Annotated in this window: 17 protein-coding genes; 1 reads left to right on the top strand and 16 read right to left on the bottom strand. The window is 37.6% G+C overall.

Going from position 1 to position 18,588, the window contains the following annotated elements:
• Window positions 1-36: 36 nt before the first annotated feature.
• From QF049_RS26645 to QF049_RS26570, 16 genes are all read right to left on the bottom strand, one after another.
• Entirely contained in the window at window positions 37-975 is a 939-nt protein-coding gene (locus QF049_RS26645; protein WP_307541887.1) for a glycosyltransferase family 2 protein, read from the bottom strand.
• Between the two features lie 106 nt (window positions 976-1,081).
• The gene (gene rfbD, locus QF049_RS26640; RefSeq protein WP_307541886.1) at window positions 1,082-1,954 is read right to left on the bottom strand and encodes a dTDP-4-dehydrorhamnose reductase; all 873 of its coding nucleotides are present in this window, start codon (window positions 1,952-1,954) and stop codon (window positions 1,082-1,084) included.
• Window positions 1,951-2,976: a dTDP-glucose 4,6-dehydratase gene (gene rfbB, locus QF049_RS26635; protein ID WP_307541883.1), complete on the bottom strand. Its 1,026-nt coding sequence runs from the start codon at window positions 2,974-2,976 to the stop codon at window positions 1,951-1,953. Before rfbB ends, rfbD begins: the two co-directional genes overlap by 4 nt.
• Window positions 2,977-2,994: 18 nt before the next feature.
• Window positions 2,995-3,555 (bottom strand): dTDP-4-dehydrorhamnose 3,5-epimerase, encoded by a 561-nt coding sequence (gene rfbC / locus QF049_RS26630; protein ID WP_307541881.1) that lies wholly within the window; start codon window positions 3,553-3,555, stop codon window positions 2,995-2,997.
• Window positions 3,556-3,572: 17 nt separating this feature from the next.
• Window positions 3,573-4,316 carry a sugar phosphate nucleotidyltransferase gene (locus tag QF049_RS26625; RefSeq protein ID WP_307541879.1) on the bottom strand — a complete coding sequence of 248 codons (744 nt, stop codon included), beginning with the start codon at window positions 4,314-4,316 and terminating at the stop codon, window positions 3,573-3,575.
• A 14-nt stretch (window positions 4,317-4,330) separates the two neighbouring features.
• Entirely contained in the window at window positions 4,331-4,696 is a 366-nt protein-coding gene (locus QF049_RS26620; protein WP_307541878.1) for an EamA family transporter, read from the bottom strand.
• Between the two features lie 21 nt (window positions 4,697-4,717).
• Window positions 4,718-5,077, bottom strand: a complete 360-nt coding sequence (locus QF049_RS26615; RefSeq protein WP_307541876.1) for a DUF2304 domain-containing protein — start codon at window positions 5,075-5,077, stop codon at window positions 4,718-4,720.
• 13 nt (window positions 5,078-5,090) lie between these two features.
• A complete protein-coding gene (locus QF049_RS26610; protein ID WP_307541874.1) occupies window positions 5,091-5,792 on the bottom strand; it encodes a glycosyltransferase family 2 protein in 702 nt (233 codons plus the stop codon).
• 126 nt (window positions 5,793-5,918) lie between these two features.
• Complete coding sequence (locus QF049_RS26605) at window positions 5,919-6,095, bottom strand: hypothetical protein (RefSeq protein ID WP_307541871.1); 177 nt, start codon at window positions 6,093-6,095, stop codon at window positions 5,919-5,921.
• 49 nt (window positions 6,096-6,144) lie between these two features.
• Window positions 6,145-8,001 (bottom strand): DUF7657 domain-containing protein, encoded by a 1,857-nt coding sequence (locus QF049_RS26600; RefSeq protein WP_483874761.1) that lies wholly within the window; start codon window positions 7,999-8,001, stop codon window positions 6,145-6,147.
• On the bottom strand, window positions 7,967-8,962 hold the full coding sequence (locus tag QF049_RS26595) for a hypothetical protein (RefSeq protein WP_307541868.1): 996 nt from the start codon (window positions 8,960-8,962) through the stop codon (window positions 7,967-7,969). The genes QF049_RS26600 and QF049_RS26595 overlap by 35 nt, the downstream gene beginning before the upstream one ends.
• A 37-nt stretch (window positions 8,963-8,999) precedes the next feature.
• The gene (locus QF049_RS26590) at window positions 9,000-10,037 is read right to left on the bottom strand and encodes a hypothetical protein (protein ID WP_307541865.1); all 1,038 of its coding nucleotides are present in this window, start codon (window positions 10,035-10,037) and stop codon (window positions 9,000-9,002) included.
• A 73-nt stretch (window positions 10,038-10,110) separates the two neighbouring features.
• Entirely contained in the window at window positions 10,111-10,956 is an 846-nt protein-coding gene (locus QF049_RS26585; protein WP_307541863.1) for a glycosyltransferase family A protein, read from the bottom strand.
• Window positions 10,943-13,342, bottom strand: a complete 2,400-nt coding sequence (locus tag QF049_RS26580) for a class I SAM-dependent methyltransferase (RefSeq protein ID WP_307541861.1) — start codon at window positions 13,340-13,342, stop codon at window positions 10,943-10,945. Before QF049_RS26580 ends, QF049_RS26585 begins: the two co-directional genes overlap by 14 nt.
• A gap of 42 nt (window positions 13,343-13,384) precedes the next feature.
• A complete protein-coding gene (locus tag QF049_RS26575) occupies window positions 13,385-15,037 on the bottom strand; it encodes an ATP-binding cassette domain-containing protein (protein WP_307541859.1) in 1,653 nt (550 codons plus the stop codon).
• A 14-nt stretch (window positions 15,038-15,051) separates the two neighbouring features.
• Window positions 15,052-15,831, bottom strand: coding sequence for an ABC transporter permease (locus tag QF049_RS26570; RefSeq protein WP_307541857.1), 780 nt, complete (start codon window positions 15,829-15,831; stop codon window positions 15,052-15,054).
• A gap of 215 nt (window positions 15,832-16,046) precedes the next feature.
• On the opposite strand from QF049_RS26570, the gene QF049_RS26565 reads away from it, so the two are divergent.
• The gene (locus tag QF049_RS26565; protein ID WP_307541855.1) at window positions 16,047-18,512 is read left to right on the top strand and encodes an O-antigen ligase family protein; all 2,466 of its coding nucleotides are present in this window, start codon (window positions 16,047-16,049) and stop codon (window positions 18,510-18,512) included.
• The last annotated feature ends 76 nt before the right edge of the window (window positions 18,513-18,588 follow it).

Genomic DNA, 18,588 nt, shown 5'->3' with positions numbered 1-18,588 from the left:
TTGAATAAAGGAAGCAGAAAGCAATACATACATTTATTAAAGTTTGCCTGCAATAATAACCAATTTCAGAACAATATTATCCAGAAAAGACTGTCTGTAAAAAGGTGTCTTAAACGCGTACCAAGTTCTATCAATAACATTTTTTTCTAAGCAGTGAAGCAAGTTTCTTATTTCTTCAATTTGTGCATGGGTTAGGGAATCTTTATACATATCAAGAAATAATTTGGCCTGTTTGCTTAAAACATAATGGTTGTTCCCGTTCACAAATCGATTCACACGCTTGCGCCATTTCTGAACCCATCCATCACGCCCCCCACCAAGTACATTACCTTCATGCTGCCGATACTGTATACTGGGTTGCTCATCAAAAATCACTTCCCCGAAAGTAGTGACGTACAGAAAAATCCACCAATCGTGCATAATCACTTCACTTAATTCAGAAGGGAGGTTGCTTCTAACTTGATTAAATGTAATATCATTCATAACCATCGTGCACCCGACACACGAATTTTCCACTAATGCATTGTGTAGTTCAAGTGACTTTTGGGGAACCTTGGGCCATACACCAAGAGCATTTAAGTGCTGATCTACCATCTGAGTTGAAGAACAATAGAGCAAAGGAATTGCTGTGCTCCTGGTCTGAAGCAATGTAACTGCTTGAATAAGCTTATCTTGTTCCCATACATCATCCTGATCACAAAAAGCATAGTAGTCAAACGTAGGTGGAGAAAATCTCATTAACTCGAAGAAACTACGAATAACCCCTAGATTGTCCTCTGAACGAAAATGAATCCGATCCGGATATGCTTCAACATATGGTCTCAACTTCTCTATTGTATTGTCTGTAGATCCGTCGTCTCTTATATAGATTTGAGTCTCCACATTTATTTGGGCCATCAGGCTATCCATCTGTTCATTGATATAGCGCTCACCATTGTAGGTGGACATCATAATTAATACCTTGGGTTGTTTCACATCGCACCTCATTATCAGATAACGTTAGACATTTCTCCTGTAGAGATTACTCTATTATAAACGAAATCTCCCGCTCATAAGTTACTGGGCGGGAGGTTTAAATTACTCAATTTTGCTCTATGTGTATTTCTTTCAAAAAATCGCGTAGTCCTTCACGCCAAGGTCTAAGATCATTAAAACCATTGGTACGGATCGATAGATGCTCCATCACCGAGTTTCGCGGGCGCGGGGCAGGACGAGGAAACTGCTCTGTACCACAAGGATAAACTTCAGCTTGAATGTGGAAACCAGATAATAACTGAGCCTCCTCAAAAATTGCTTGAGTGAATTCGTACCATGTACATGCCCCACTGTTGGAAGCGTGGTAGACGCCGTATTTTTCAGTACTCATTAAATCATGCAAGAAGTAGGCCAGATCAACCGTATACGTGGGTGATCCCTTTTGGTCGTGTACGACTTGAAGCTTTGGCTTCTCCTGACCAAGTTTCAATATAGTTTTCACAAAATTATTCCCATACACACCATACACCCACGAAGTGCGGACAATATACCATCGGGAAGATAAAGATTGCACCAACAGTTCTCCCGCACGCTTGGACTTACCGTAGACGCTCTGGGGATTCGTGTTATCATATTCTTGGTAAGGCGCATCGGAGGTACCGTCGAATACATAATCCGTACTGATATAAATGAGCTTTGCTCCAATTTGCTCAGCAGCTACAGCAATATTTCGGGTTCCTGTGGCGTTGACTAGGTAGGCTCCATCTACATCCGTCTCAGCGGCATCCACCGCAGTATAAGCAGCACAATGGATGACCACCTCTGGATGATAAGTCGATATAACATCGTTGCTTTGAAGCTGATCTGTAATATCCAATTGTTCGCGATCACAAGCCAGAACGTCATGCCCCTCTTTTTCCAAAAGAAGCACCATATCACGTCCCAATTGTCCGTTGGCTCCAGTCACAAGCACCTTCATGCCTTGGCGTCTCCCAAACGAGAACCGTATTGCTTCGCATAGTAATCCTGATAGGCACCAGACTGAATACGCGTCCACCATTCCTTATTATCGAGGTACCACTGGATGGTTTCTTTAATTCCCGTCTCGAAGTTATATTTAGGCTTCCAGCCGAGTTCATTCATCGTTTTGGTCGGGTCAATACCATATCTGCGATCATGTCCAAGACGGTCTTGTACGTATTGGATCAGCGATTCGGGTTTACCGAGCTGCTCCAAGATCGTTTCGACAATGTGTACATTGGTTCTCTCGTTATTGCCACCAATATTGTACACCTCACCATTGCGTCCCTGGTGAATAACCAGATCAATCGCACTGCAATGATCCTCTACATATAGCCAATCCCGAATGTTCAGCCCGTCTCCATATACAGGCAGAGCTTCATCATTCAACGCACGCGAGATCATGAGTGGAATGAGTTTTTCCGGGAACTGAAACGGACCATAGTTGTTGGAACAGCGTGTAATATTCACAGGAAGACCAAAGGTTTCGTGATAAGCGCGTACCAATAAATCTCCTCCAGCCTTGGAGGCAGAGTAAGGGCTATTCGGCTGAAGTGGGGTCTCTTCCGTAAACAATCCTGTAGGTCCGAGAGAGCCGTACACTTCATCTGTTGAAACTTGAACAAACTTAGTAATATTGTGCTTTTTGGCAACATCCAGTAATACCTGAGTACCGTTGACGTTCGTTTTCACAAACACATCCGGTTCCAGGATACTTCGATCCACATGAGATTCGGCTGCAAAGTTAACTACCACATCCACACCCTGACCGATCAGGCGGTCCATTTCCTTGGCGTCAGTGATATCTGCTTTAACAAAGGTATGCTGCTTGTTGCCTTCAAGTGATTTCAAGTTCTCTAAATTGCCAGCATATGTGAGTGCATCTACATTGATAATCTCATAGTCCGGATACTGCTCAAGCATATATATGACAAAGTTACTTCCAATAAATCCGGCACCGCCGGTAACGAGCAATTTCATGTGATCGAAACCTCCCAATTACTTCACTTCGAAATCGAAGTTAATCTCCGCATCTTGAAGCAAAGGATGCTTCTGGTCTTTCTCTGACAAAATCGGATTAGATGTAGGCCAATCAATTCCAAGTGCCGGGTCACTCCATAATATGCCTCGATCGTTCTCCGGGGAATAGTATTCGTCTACTTTGTACAAGACTTGGGTGTTTGAAACCAACGTACAGAAACCATGAGCGAATCCTTTGGGTACCAGCAACTGACGGTGATTATGCTCGCTAAGGATGAAACCCTCCCATTGCCCAAACGTTGGTGAGCCTTGGCGAATGTCCACGATGACGTCGTAGATTGCACCAGCAATAACACGGATTAACTTGGTCTGTGCTTTCGGATTAAGTTGATAGTGCAGGCCACGAAGTACGCCAGGCTGTGCGGATAGAGATTGATTATCTTGTATGAACTGATGGTTGAGTCCATGCTGCTTCATAAGCTGGTCGTTGTAGCTTTCCATAAAAAAACCCCGGTGATCTCCGTGAACCACCGGTTCGAGCAGAACAGCCTCCTGTAACTTTGAGGAAGTCACTTTCATCACTGAGCTCCCCTTTATTATAGTTTTAATTTTCCAAACTCTTCTCCAAAAACAATTTCTTGAGAAAGCTCGCTTGCTCTGGCAAGTGAAGCATGAGTCCCTGCATCTGTCCACCAGCCTTGCAATATATCAAAAGTCAGTTGCTCATTTTGAATATATGCATTGTTCACATCTGTTATTTCAAGTTCTCCTCGTGCCGATGGTCTCAATGTTTTAATAATATCAAATACCTGACTATCAAACATATATATGCCAGTTACTGCATAGTTGCTTTTAGGCTGTTGCGGCTTCTCGTCGATAGATATAATACGTGTACCTTCGATCTCGGGAACTCCAAAACGTTGAGGATCGGACACTTTTTGAATTAGTATTTTGGCTCCTGTATCTTGAATTCGGAAATTCTCAACATAGGGGGCAATATCATCAGAAAATACGTTATCCCCCAAAATAACTACCATTTGATCGTCACCTACAAAATGTTCAGCAAGATCAAGAGCTTGTGCGATCCCACCCGCCTCGTCCTGCACCTTATATGTAAAAGTGACACCCATGTCACTTCCACTTCCAAGTAAGTTGACTACATCTCCCATGTGATCCTTACCTGTAACGATTAAAATATCTTGAATATTTGCTTGCTTAAGCTTATGTACCGAATGAAAAATCATAGGATACTTGCCAACAGGCAATAGATGCTTATTCGTAACTTTAGTCAGCGGATAAAGACGGGAACCAGTTCCTCCTGCCAAGATAATGCCTTTCATTATATGACCCCCTGTCATTTTTCGAATGCTATAACTATTACGCCTATTATAACAATAATAGCACCGATCCATTTTGTTAGTGATACGGATTCATGGAACATTAATGAGGCTAAAAGTAGCCCCAGTACATAAGCTAAACTTTGAATCGGATACGCTATAGATAATGGCAGCCTTGATAAAACTACAAACCATATCAAAGTAGCAATTACGTATAAGATTAAACCTACTATAATTGTAGGTGAAAACAATGCTCTCCAGGCATTGTTAATAGTTACTCCCCCCATTTTATCTAAACCCAACTTAAAAAAAGCTTGGCCACTAACCAGCATTACTATATTTAGCAAAAGCAACGAATAACTAAATATTGTATCTATTTTCATTATTCACAAACCTTTCTTAAATCAAAGATTCCTATCTCTCAATTTCTCAAAGTCATTTTTTAAAATTCCAAGTTCTTGTGATAACTCTTTAATTTTTGTAGTTGATTTAGAAACTTCCAAGGTTAAAGAGAACATAATTATTATAATTCCTAATAAAGTTAGCAAAAACAAAGCATTAACAGGTAATTCAATACCCATCATTTCGGCTAAGAATACAACCGATTTAGGGAAGATAGATAAAATCAAAACAACGACCGAGGTCAATAGCCATAATATGGAGTATTTTAGCTCGAGTTTATATCTTTTTATTAAATTTATTACAAGAAAAAGAGAAATAATAGCTCCTACAAATAAAATAATTTGCAATTTAAACGAGATCATAGTTTAGTTTCCCCTATACCGTTTCTCGGCGCAATTTGTCAATCATTATGGCCATAGAAACTTTTAGCATATAGTACATAGATTTAAATGGAGTAATGGAAGAAGTTCCACTCCCTCTACTTTTCATAACAACTGGAATTTCTTCTATTACATACATGTTCCTTTTTAAGTACATAATAGACTCAGGTTCTGGATAATCTACGGGATATCGTTTGGAAAAAATCTCGATTACTCTTTTGTTACAAGCTCTGAATCCTGACGTAGGGTCAGTTATAAGTTGGCCTGTCAGAGTAAATAGAAGCTTAGAAAAATAATTTATTCCGACTCTCCTTAGAAAAGTAGATTGAAATCCCTCTTTTTTAATATATCTCGACCCAATAACTAAATCTACATTTCTTTCTATTATAGGCTGTAACAATTTTTCAATATACTCTGGTCTATGCTGACCGTCTCCATCGACTTGAATAGCGATATCATAATCATTATTATGTGCAAACTTATAACCAGTTTGCACTGCTCCTCCTATTCCCAAGTTACAAGGTAGATTAATGATATCCACCCTTAGTTCACTGCACATTAATTGTGTTTTGTCTGAGGAGCAATCATTAACAACTAATATATCAAGATTTTCAATTCCAATTTTTTTAATGTTATTTATTAACTCTACTATATTATCCTGTTCATTATAAGCTGGTATAACAAGTAATATTTTCAAAAAAAATACACATCCTATCGTTTTTCTTATACCATAATTATAATTTTATAGCTTAATGTTTCTTATCAATTAACTAATTAATTTAACACCTGCAATTGATAAACTTGATCGTGGATGATGATTACATCATCCACGGAAACACCTTGTTTTATCAGGCAACATCTTGGGTTGCCCCTTACGCGTAACACTCACCCATAAACCCCAAGTTCGTTTACTAAGACAGAACTGTCTCATCCTATTGCCAACCAGCATTTCAACGGCAATCGCGATCAGGCTGACTGGGAAGCGAAGTAACATATTCATGAAATTAATAAAGGTCATTCTTATGGGAAGAGCCCTCTCAATTCAAACGTTAATTAACACGATAGATAGACCATGGGTCGATTTCATCCTTATAAAGTAAAGTAATTTCACCATCTTCTATAATAGATCTGGGTATAGGCACCATAGTGAATATATATTTAATATTCAATTCTTTTACAGTTTTTATAGGGATATATATAATGCGATTTGTTCCATCAACTTTTTCGCTTTTTTCGCGATCAAAAATTGCGAATTCTAATTTCCCGTCGGTAAGACGCATGTCAATATGTGCAAACTGGTTCCACAAATTTACAAATTGATGATCTTTGTCTATTATATTCATCATTGTCCAGTCTGGATAATAATAAGTCCCCGTAGTACGTGCGACGCCTTGAGCTGTAACCAAATTGGAAATCGTCGGACTACCACTGACCATCCATCGCCCTTCATCTCGACTATTAATCTCACGTATTTTATTCATTGTAGTCTTTTCAAACATTGAATCCAAACCATGAGTAACAGGATTTACCATGAGGGTCGAAAATAAAGATAAAATTATAAACAAAGAGGAAAATTTTCTAATTTCCCTTTTTCCACCTTTTAGTAATAAAAAACCCATGTAAGACATCAATATTACTATGAGTATCATTAAGAATGTTCCTACTTTAAAAGATTTAAAGTAATTAAATATGTTTTCACTATTACTCAAAACGCATACAGTAATAAACCCAATTAATCCACTGATAATTCCAGCTAATTTTTGAAAAGGAGCATTTACTGCTTTAATCTCTAACGAAGGTAGCAAAGATATTATTAGTAGTGTTATTCCGAATCCATAAGCATACGTAATTCTTACAGGGTAAGTATAACTAAGTAAAGTCAATTTATTTAATACAGTGTTTTGTGGTAGCCAAGCTACTAATATTAATAGTGTACATGCACACATCAACAAAATCTGCAAAAGAAACTCACTACGTTTCTTAGAAAGAATTACTAAGCACAATAAAAAAACAAAAGGAATAAAAGTATAAAATTGGCTTATCTCACTCGCATTTAAAAAGTCAGGATGCTTTATAATTGCCATAAATGTATTGACGAATTGATATAGGTCATAATCCCAGGGCAATTTAATCCATGGCCTACTTGAGCCCGGATATATTGTATTAGTTATAGTATTAATAGCAGGTTTTGAATTCAAATAAAAATGATAAAGTATTAAAAAGAATGGTAAAGAAGCTACAACATAGTGAAGTATTCTTTTAATAGAAAAAGGTTTTTCATTTCTATTCTTTACTAGTAAATAAATAAATATGGCCAGAAAAACATAACCTAAGGGGACTTGAGTTGCAGGATACATAGTAAGTATATAAATAAGACCAAAGAATCCAACACCCAATATTGTAATAACTTTAAGATACCATTTTTTAGAGTTCAAGTACTGATGGAATAAGACTAATGCAAACTGACCACTCATTAACATTAACATTAACGCTTGCGAGAGCCACCATTGAACTGGTGAACCAAAAGTTATGACTACAGCTGCCATTAAAGCATAGCGATATCTTTTAGATAAAAGAAGCCCCATTTCAAAAGATGCCATGAACAAAAGTACAAGGCGAGAAAACCAATAAAAAGAAAAAGCATAATCCATAGGCAGAAATAGAAAACCCCATAAATCTGGTCGCGCTACTATAACAACATCTTTAACTGGAGAAAATGCAGAAATAACCATATCATTTCCATCGAAATTTAAATTCCCATTAAAGTACTTAAGTTTATCATTTCCCATTACTTGTGCAAAATAATAAGGTTTTTCAGTGGCCCATTCGTCTCCACGTATACCTTGAGGAATTCCCAAAATAGTACTTTCCTCATAGTTTAGAAGTGTTACTAACAAGCATCCCATCATAAAAACCTATGGAGGATCCTGTAAACTTCCCACATACAATGAGTACAAGGAACAATAACGCTATTAAATAACGATATTTAATAGCTCTACGTATTCCTAAATAAATAACAAAACCGATAACAAAGAAAAAAATAAAGAAGAAATAAATCCGTTCTATAGAAAAATGATTTGTGTATTCAAAATATCTATTTACTGTATTCCAATTAAAAAATCCGGCTAAATTACTTAAGGTATTCAAAATAAGACGATCAAAAATTATAGAAAGTGCTAATGCATATAATACAACTAAAATGAAACCAAAAAAATTAAGTTTTTTAGTCGAACTTGTTCTAATTATTTTCATACTTTCAATCGATGTAATTTTGCAAAACCTAAGAACCCTATAACTTATTAAAACTACTTTTTTAAAAAAGACTACAATTAATGATAATAGAATAAAGAATATTTCTTTTATGATTAAATCAATTCTAAAAAAAGTAGTTCCATTATCTAAAAGGCTTCTGGTAGATATAAATCCATCTTCCCCATTTGTTTTTACAATAAAACTCTGATTTTGGACAAATAAATCTCCTATATCATTTTTCTCGGTGAATGTTTGTATTATTTCACTATTTGAAACATTAGTTTTATAAAATAAAGAAGTTTCAATAGTTAAATTTGAAATTTCAAACACTCCTGGGTTAAGACCGAAATCAATCCTCAATTTATTCAATCTATTAGATGGAATTGTAAAACTTACTTTCTGAGGCTGATCTTTCAAAAGGATTATTGAGGATGTCGCATGAGCATCGTCAAAAGGATAATTTTCTGTAAGATTATCATAGTAAGCATTTAAGTCTGCATCCACAGTTTTACTAGTTATTTGCATTTGAATTGTAGGTTTAAATAACACAAATAAAGCAACATTACATATCAAAAATAATAGTATAAAAAATATAACACGATTAATTTTTATCATTTTCCACTCCCGTATATTCTCTCAATTCAAATTCAGATTATTTATGCACAAATAACTTACTTTTAACTTTTCGCATAAAAGATTTGAATCCTTGTTTTCGAATGACATCCTTTGATTTACTAAAGTACCCACTGAGTTGATTCAGTAAAGAAGGTTTTAGTTTACTCATAAAATAACGGTTACTTAGTACAAAAGGATTTTCCACACTAAACATTAAGTCATAATCCTTCCGATACAACGTTCTAATATTGTTGTCCACTCGCTCACCCGATGTATAGTTACCGTACGACCAGGACAGCTTGGATAAATTATTTTTATTATTTTCATCGTGAATTTCCGCATATTCTGCATACAGCTTTTTAAAAATATGATCCCCTTCAGGCAGCCAATCTCGCATGCATTTTTCTGCCGATTCTCCATAGCCGGAATAATGAATAAAGCGAAGTTGATCATTTTTCACGAATACCTGACCATTCTGTTCACTCATCTCACAGTTCAATAAAGACCAAGGGGCGAAATCATATCCACGGTGTTTAAATACTTCGACATCAAAAAAACAAGGCGCAAGATCGATCCACTTCTGATCAGTAAAAATCCCTCTGCCAATATCGTCATAACAGAACAAATACAGCCGTTCGGCCCACCAATCGATAAATTTCTGCGCTTCTGAACTTCGGTTCACACCCAGAAAGCCCAAGTTATAAACACCATGGGCAGTACTGGACAATTCCATATCTATATTTCCCGGTTCCAACAAATGTGGACACAGTACGATTGGACGCGTATCCAGCAAAGAACGAAGTTCTACTAGATCACTGTAAACATAAATATCCGGATCCAGATAAATAAACTTCTGCTCTTCCGGATAAGCACGATATAAATATCTGAAAAATTGTCCTTTTACCGAGGTTGAAGCTTCTACAATACTATGTTTGAATATAAAACGGTCAAAATTACCTTCCCATGCATCTTTTGAGAGCACAATCTCATCGAAATATTCATACTCCAACTGCAATGGAATTTCTCGTTCAGTCAGACAAATTACAAATTTCGCATCCGGAATTTTATCTTTCACAGATTTAGCCAATGTTCTTGCTTTATGTGCATAATTCGCACATATGGAAGTGAATATTATCATAGTATCCCCTTTATTTCATAATGAATTTTTTGATAATTGTTTTTAACAGAGGAATCTTTTTGATTTTATCCAAAATTAAGATACTCTCCTGTAGCGCTTTATTTATGAAAATTTGCTCAATCAAAGCTTCTCTCAATACATAAGCATATTTGTCTTTATACTTCTCATAAAGTTTAGGATGATGTGAATAAATATCCCGATATGTCCTTTGAACAGAATCACTATTAATCATAAATTCGGTTGTCCGTGAAGTAGGCTTGATCCGGTAATGAAACAACACTTCCGGGATCTGATAAATTTCTCGATCCAGTTCCAAGATCGACAACCAAAAATCATAATCTTCCATACCATGATGCATATCGGTATGAAATCCCCCTACCTTCTCCCAATCTTCTTTTAAAAACATAGCAGTCACAAATACTATATTGTCCAGTAGCATTTTATCGAGTGAATAGTTTGGCAGTTCCCATCTGCCGCTCTTCTCACCAAATAGGTTAGCATAACAATAAACTATACCAATTGATTCATTATTTTCTAAAATGCTTACAGATTTTTCTACATAACTAGGCTCAATTATATCATCTGAATCCAGCGGCAAAATGTACTTTCCTTCCGCCTGTTGAATACCAAAGTTTCTCGCACCTGATGGACGAAGTCTAGGCGTCTTCAGCAACTTTATACGGTCGGACTGCTCAACAAGTCGATCTAGTTTTTTTAAAGTGTTGAGGTCATCCGAACCGTCGTCAATAACAATTATTTCTATATTTTGGTATGTTTGCTTGTTAACAGAGTCAATAGCTTCCTCAATATACGCTCCGTCGTTATAACAAGGCATAATTATACTAACTTTTTCCACCCTTTTTCCCCCTATGAACACTTCCAAACAATAGCACTTTTAAAGCAGTTTTAAAACGGTGATTTCTTGCCTGCTCATGAATATTAGTTAATTCTCCTTGTGCATGATGGAAATGCGCTGTAGCTTCAATCAGTTCACTTGCCACTTTGTTCAGTTTCGTCTGGCTTTCATTGACCAGCTGTTGAGTATAATCCAATTCACCCGTCAATTCCTCTATCCGTGTTTCACTCTCTATGGTAAGCTCCCGGCTATGGGTTAACTGCTGCTGAGTATTGTTCAACTCCTGCCGAGCATAAACTAACTCATTATTTATGTCAGCCAATTGTTTATCATTAACCTGAACCTTCTGCTCCAGTTCGAAATATGCTTCCGTCCAGTCTATAATCTTACATGCAAATCGTATTTTTACAAAGGTCGCCTCCGTAAAATCTCCTCGAATAATAAATTGTGGATCATAGGTGAGAAAACGATGCCCCATCTCATCCGTATAACCCAGAGCATTAACTGGTGCAATATCATAAACAGTTCCGTCTGTATCTATATTACTTATCTGAATGTGGCATGGTTGTCCTTCAAGCGGATCCCAACGAAGCACATTCGACTGTGACAAATGCTCTTCCACAAATGTTACTTCGAACCCTTCTGCCACATAAATTGCTGTTTTACGTTCATAGTATTCTTCACTAAATCCACTGCCAAGATCGTAAAATAATGTACTATCCAGTTTGCTTTCATTTATCAGCTCTTCAGCGATTTTGTCCAGACTTACAGGCAATGTTGCCTGGGCAAGATGTGACAAATCTTGAATGCCTACATAATTTTGGGCAAAGTTAAGTTCCCACTCCATAAAACAGTTTTCTGTATGTTCATTAATACCAAGAAGTTTTTGTATAACATCATCTGGAAAAAACGACTGGACTGCATGGTTATTTACAAATTGTTTTAACATTCTCCATAAAGGGAATTGCATCGGAATCATACACTCTTTGAAATGCCATTCATAATCAATAACACTATATTGCTCTTCTTGGACAAAAATATTGGAAGCAACCAAATCCACATTTGTATTGTATGCCCAGTGGAGCGGCTGCTGCGGCTGTGTGAAGCCAAATATTTTGTGAAACTCCGCCGTTGTCGACTGTATTTCCGACTTAATGCCAAATAGCATTTTACGTTTAAACTTGTCAAACTGTTTATAAAAACTTGCAGGACCTTCGTTATGGAGTGAATTCAGCAAGTTTTTTTCTAATGTATATTCTGTAATATAAGGAAAAAAGACACTTTCCTCTTCCTCATACGAATGAATGTTACGTATATCTGGCTGACAATTGTATTCATTTTGATTGTATTCCAACATATGCTGCAAATGCGCTTTTCCTTCTTCATACAATGCCTTTTTATGCACCCTGCTTTGTTTAGAATCAACGCCAGTAAATATAGCGAACTTCTTTGACCTATTGCTGCTAATCTTCACATAACTTAGATTGGTCTCAGGTAGCGCGGGGTGGGACGCAATTTCCACCAAAAAGGAATTGGATAATCGATCCATTAATTGCATATTCATAAAGGATTGATAGACCGAGGATTCATCAAAAAGCTTTAATCTTGGCATATCCATAGGATGATTCAAAACGGCAGGTTTCATCATGTTAATGGTTGTATCTGTGAATATTTCAAACGGAAATTTATAATCCGGATATGGATAATAAAATTTTAAAGCATGCAATCCAGTACTGCTTAACAGATCGGTCAGTTCCCCTTTAGAAAAGGTCTTAACTTTTTCTCCGGCAGTGTAATTGTTCAATCCAGAAAAAAACTTGCCCGTATGGTCTTCCTTATATCCTGAAAAATACTTAAGTCCCAGCCGATTCTCAATCGCCAACAGCATCCTACCGTTCGGATTCAAATGGTTGGATGCGTTGCGTAAAAAAGCCTGATAAGGGTCAGCGCTATCAAACATAAAAGCTGCATATTCTAGCACTCCATTAACTACTACATAATCAAATTTTAAATTTTTCGGAATTTTCTGAAAATCAGAAACCAAAATTTCCAGATTATCATAATGGCGATGGCGCTCAAAGTTAATCTCTGCTCTTCTTTTGGTCAACTCGACTGATACGACACGTTTTGCACGCTCACATAATAGCCCAGTTAACGCACCACACCCTGCACCAATCTCCAGAATGGTGCTTCCTACCTCAAAAGGAAACCAGTTTAAAATATTATGTCTAAGTGGGGATAAATGATATACAATTGGCCATCTCTTGTCACTATACCAGTTATAACTTGATTGTTTAGCGTATTCTAATAATTCATTTTCAATGTCTCCATCAGAATACATTTCATCAGCACTAGAGTCATAATAACTCAGATTCAAAATTGCCAATTTCAATACCTCCAGACATTATGTCTAAAAAGATTCTTTTTTTTAATGCGACCTCTTTCGTAATAATGAGGCTTCCCTTGGCGGACCAATATCAAAATGAACTCGCATATCGTTCAATTCGTCATCGACGAGTTTGAAAGATACTATCGAAGAATAGGAATCGATTTGTGTTAAGAATATCCTTTCATCAATAAATGAAAAGTAATACGGAACGCCTTTTTGCCCTAATTTTTCCTGTAATTGTTCATAACCGCCGGCAACCAGCTTGTCCAAATCCTTGATTCGGATAAGTTTAGGTGCAATTTCACCGACGCTGTTCTGATATACAGTGATATAATAATAAGAACCGATTTTAACGATATCATTCATCCCGATCAGTTCTGAAGGAACATCATACTGCTCCAGCACATTAAAGGACAGATCCTCAATCTTTGCAGCAATGATCTTGGCTGGACCTGAAACGAAATAAAGTTTATTATTTATCAGGTTAATGGCTCTAACGTAAGAGCTACCTAAATAGTCTAACTCTACTACTTTTTCTACTTTAACTTCGTCGCCTCCATTTTTTAGAACAAATACTTGCTGAGAAGAGGAGGAGATACCATAGAATAGGTTATTATGACTATCGTATACCAGTTTATGCGGCTGACGCCCAATATCACCAATGCTTTGTTTACGAACAAATTGCCCATTCTCTCTACGGTACACGATAATTGCGTCATTTTCAGTATCTTCCACCAGATACACTTTACCATCACTGACGATGGATTGCGGATTGCGCAAATTGTTTGCAAGCACCTTCCAGTTTTCAACGGGGGCATCCAAATTCTCATTGTATAACACACGGTGATGCCAACAATCTACGATAAAATACGTATCATGATATTTTTGAATAAATGTGGGGGAATACAGTGTGCTTTTGTATTCCATCAAATCTACAGCACGTTTGGTTTCATCTTCCTCCCAACCTTCTCGCATATAGCTGTTATAAGCGCCGCACACTTCCTCAGTAGTCCCGATCATTTTGATTTTGCCGCGATCAAGCCAAACAACGCGAGAACACATTTCACGAATTTGTTCAATACTATGAGAAACAAGAATAACCGTAGCTCCTCCATTAATAAGCTGATGCATCCTTTGCGAACTTTTCTTTTGAAAATGTGCATCCCCTACCGACAAAATCTCATCCACAATCAATATATCCGGTTGAACTAGAGTTGCTATAGAAAAAGCCAATCGCATCGTCATGCCAGAAGAAAAATTACGTACTGGAACATCCATAAATTCATCCAATTCAGAGAATTTTACGATATCATCATATTTTTCGGTCAAATACTGTTTGGAATAGCCCAGTACTGCACCGTTCAAAAAAACATTCTCACGAGCTGTCAAATCTATATCAAATCCAGCACCCAGCTCCAGCATAGGTGCTATATTTCCTTGCACCTTAACAGAGCCTTCACTCGGAGTCAAAATACCTGAAATAATTTTCAATAGCGTACTTTTCCCGGCACCATTGCCTCCTATCAATCCGATAACTTCTCCTTGTTTAATGGAAAAGTTCACGTTGCTTAAGGCTTCAAATTCTTTATATACAATCTTTCCAGACAGTTTCTTGACGATGAATTCCTTTAAACTGTTAATTTGATCATTAGCCCTGCGAAACCTCATTGAGACATTATTTAGTTCAATCAAATTGATCCTACTCCTTACAGATTTAAAATAAATTTATTTTGAGTTCGGTTAAAGGTAAATGCACCAATTATCAGTGAAATTAGCGCAAATAATGCACAATAGAGCCATGCTTTTGGATCAGGAAAGCCTCCTTGAAGTATAATGAAGCGGATAAACCTAATAAAATGATACATTGGATTAAACTTCAGTACTGTCATCATGAAAGATGGCAGAATGTTTTCTGGGTAAAAGATAGGGGTCATGTAAGTCCAAATCGTCAAAACAATACCGTACAAAAATTGTGTGTCTCTAAAGAAAACCATTATTGAAGATAAGAACAAGGATACCCCTAGTATGAAAATAAACATGCAAACAATTGCATATAGCATAGCAATATGAGCAAAATTAATACTCATCCCAGTTACTATAATAACGATATATAGAGCCAACAAGGACAACAGAAAGTTAACCCCGGTAGACAATACGCGGGAAAGTGGGTAAATATATTTAGGAATATATACTTTATTAATTAATGAAGCATTCTGAATAATACATGTCATAGATTGATTAGTTGCTTCAGACATATAATTAAACATAATAATTCCACTTAACAAATACACAGCATAATTGGGAATATCAAAGCGAAACAAAGTAGAAAACACCAAGTATTGCACTACCATAATAAGCAAGGGATTTAACAAACTCCAAAAAATGCCCAGAATGCTTCTTCTGTACTTGGTCTTAAAATCTCTCACTACAAGCTGCGAAAGTAGGAAACCATACTTCTGGTATAGATTTATTACTTTAGTAATCATGAACTTACCCCACTATCATTTAATTTAAAAGTATATAAATTCACTTAGGATTTTAGTAGTACCCTAGAATGGATACAACTCCAAGTATATAGGTAATTTTTTTGTATAAATTCATCGGTATACTTAATAGCTTAAAGTTTAATGATGGAAATTGTCCCAACTCATCTCACTATGCTAAAATAATGTCGTATCTACAAGCAAAGGAGACTCATATCTTGTCGAATCCAGTATACGGGAAACAAAAGAAGACGTCGAGCAAAGCAGGTGGTGGCTCAACTTCACCACTATTATGGACCCTAACCATAGGACTCATTTTATTTTTACTCTGGTCCTCTTTCCAAGTTGCGTTATTTAACGGACAAACACTTCAATTTGAAGAACCCATTTATTGGGCCGTTGCCATTACAACCCTCTTGTTTGTGGCGTGGGTTGCTGTCTACTTCAAACAGATGAAGTTAGAAACTCAGCAAGATTGGCTTAAGATCGCGGTGATATTGCTGCCACTTACCTATGTCCTGTCACTCATCAGTGCAGCATCTGAATATTTGGCAGTCAACATGATCCTTATCCAGTGCATTTACGCCATGATCTTTGTAATGGCTATGTACCTGCTGCAAAACAACAAAATCAATCATATCATACAATCCTCCTTGATAGGAATTGCATATGTTATTGTTGGATTTGGTTTTTTGAATTGGCTGGGGGCATTCAGTTTCGCGGGTAAGCTTGTGGGGTGGTTTTCGGCCGGTGTCGTGAATGGAGTTTATAACCAAGCGATTTGGAATGATTCCAACGGTCCACGGCTTGCATCGGTGTTTCAGTATCCCAATACATACGCCGCATTCCTGATGGCATTTCTGTTTATTTCCATTTTCAGCATGATCCGTTCCAAAAGAGTATACACACAGCTACTGCATGGATTTATGCTTGTGCCGATCATCCTGTCACTGTTGCTGACGCTCTCCCGGACGGGACTTGTCATGCTGCCCATTGTATTTGTCATCCTGTTATTGCTATTGAAACCCGCCAAGCAAATTCTATGGTTCATCTATAGTGGAGTTGCAGCGATAGGTACACTGATTGTTCTGAATCCCATAAATACAGCTGGGCTTGAATTGCAAAAGCAATTTTCAGGTTCTCTTGCAGCCAAGGGTTGGATGGTTCTGGTTGCAGCATCTATCGTTGTCGCACTGTTATGTTGGGTTATCCAGCGCTGGGTTGCGCCTCGCCTTGAAGGCAAACTTCAGTCCTGGTCCGCTCGAAAAGGATCAAGTTTGTGGATTCCATTAGGTTCTGTTGTTCTTACCGTCATTGTTGCCGTGCTTCTGCTCGGAACGAGTGTACGAAACATTTTGCCGGATAGCATCAGCACACGGCTTGAAAATATCAATTTCCAACAGCACAGTGTGCTGGAGCGGATTACATTTTATAAAGATGCTACAAAGTTATTTGCAGACTACCCAGTCATTGGTGCGGGCGGTGGCGCTTGGACCGCCTTGTATGAGAAGTACCAGAACAATCCTTATATTAGCGCCCAGGCTCACAACTTCTTCATGCAATATCTGGTTGAGGTCGGGATCATAGGCTTTGTTGTTTTTATGGCATTTATTCTCTTTGTATTCTATCAATATGTGCGTGCTTATATAAAACGGAGTGAGGAAGAACGCGAATCACATTTTGTGTACTTCATTCTATCGATGTCCATTCTGGTATTGAGCCTTCTCGATTTCAATATGAGTTATGTCTTTATTGGAATCTTGGTATTCCTTGGACTCGGCGGTATGGCTGCTGCCATGGACCCCAAGCCGATGCGTCGATTGAAGATGAGCGACTCCACCGCACGCGGAATTTACAGTTCGATTTCGGGAGTAGCTGTAATCGTTCTGCTCATTATGTCTATTCGTTACCTGCAAGCGAATCAATATGCCTATGAGGCTAAAGAAGTAGCTCAAACGAGCCAAGACTTCCAGATGATCAAAGCTCCACTGGAGAAAGATCTTTCAATTCGTAGCACACATTCAGATTCATTACTAATGCTGGCTTCCCTGTATCAGCAAGGCTACGAGCAAACAAAAGATGATCAGTTCTATGCGGCCTCTGCACAGTTACTCCAGCGTGGTCTTGAAGCAGAACCATTCAACAAAAGTATGGTTAAGCAACTCATAAGTCTAGACGAATTGAAGGGTGAGTTTGACCAAGCGTATGCACTCCAAAAAAAATATGCCGCCAATTATGTCTGGGATATGGCTTGGTATGAGACACTGATCGGTCGTTCATTCGATCTTGGGTACCAAGCAATTGGTCAAGGTGATACTTCTAAGAAAGAATCTTACTTCAATTCAGGTCTGGATGCTTACCAGCACGTTGTTGATGGAGTAGAACATCTAAAGACTCTTCCTGAAGGACAGCTTCAAGGACAGCCTTTCGAGCTCACTCCAACAATGATTCTGAATGCAGGAAAAATGAAATATATGTTAAACGATTCAGCTGGAGCTGCTTCTATCCTTAAGGGTGGGATTGCAGAGGATCTGACCGATGCTACCAACCGTGAAATTGCTCGTTGGTACCTTGCCGCTATAACTAAGGATGGGCAACAAGATCAAGCTATATATGATAAGCTTATCACTGTCGCACCTAACGAAGCAGACGAGATAAAGCAGATAGCAGAACTGAATTTCTAATAACAAAATCAAAATGCACTAGTGGCCCTCTATAATTCCACACAAAAAAGGTTTGCCTTCATCAAAGGGCAAACCT

Source organism: Paenibacillus sp. W4I10, assembly GCF_030816325.1.
Classification (GTDB): Bacteria; Bacillota; Bacilli; order Paenibacillales; family Paenibacillaceae; genus Paenibacillus; species Paenibacillus amylolyticus_B.
This window is presented reverse-complemented; position numbering and strand designations above follow the sequence as displayed.